1 protein-coding gene is annotated in these 489 nt (G+C 39.1%); it reads right to left on the bottom strand.

The annotated features are described in order from the left end of the window. Positions 1 to 112 precede the first annotated feature (112 nt). On the bottom strand, positions 113 to 489 hold a 377-nt coding region (locus AB3I34_RS13990; protein ID WP_368027858.1), incomplete at its 5' end, for a pyridoxamine 5'-phosphate oxidase family protein.

The raw sequence follows: 489 nt of genomic DNA, 5'->3' as shown, positions 1-489 counted from the left end.
GTAACTTAAATTCATAACTGTATTTTGCCATAAAAAATGACCTCCCATAAGTTAGATTTTTGGTCTAACTTATGGGGGTCAGTTCATTCTACACTTGGGCTGCATGTTTTGATTAATTATCTAATATCTCCGGATCTCCTGTAAAGGAATATAAAACTGCCTGCATGTTTTTCAAATAAAATACGGTGAATTTCCCATCATCAGCGCTATACCAATCTCTCAAAGGCGGATTTGCTTCAAGCATTGCTTCCCTTGCTTCCACGGTATCATCAATTACGGCTTCGCCGGTGAGCCGAATCCATTTTCCTTTTGCCATACCTGAGACTTCCACCTTTGAATTTGCCAATAACTGCTGATAAACTTTTTTCTGATTGGTTGTACCAAGATAGACCTTGCCATTCCTCTCCATGGCTGCATTAAACGGTCTGACCCTTGGCTGGTCTCCTTCAACGGTTGCAAAATAAAAAGTTTTTGCTTCATTTAAAAAAT

The sequence above is a fragment of the Enterococcus sp. C102(2024) genome (genome assembly GCF_040888205.1).
Lineage (GTDB): Bacteria > Bacillota > Bacilli > Lactobacillales > Enterococcaceae > Enterococcus > Enterococcus faecalis.
The sequence above is the reverse complement of the archived record's forward strand: the minus strand, read 5'-3'. Positions and strand labels throughout refer to the sequence as shown.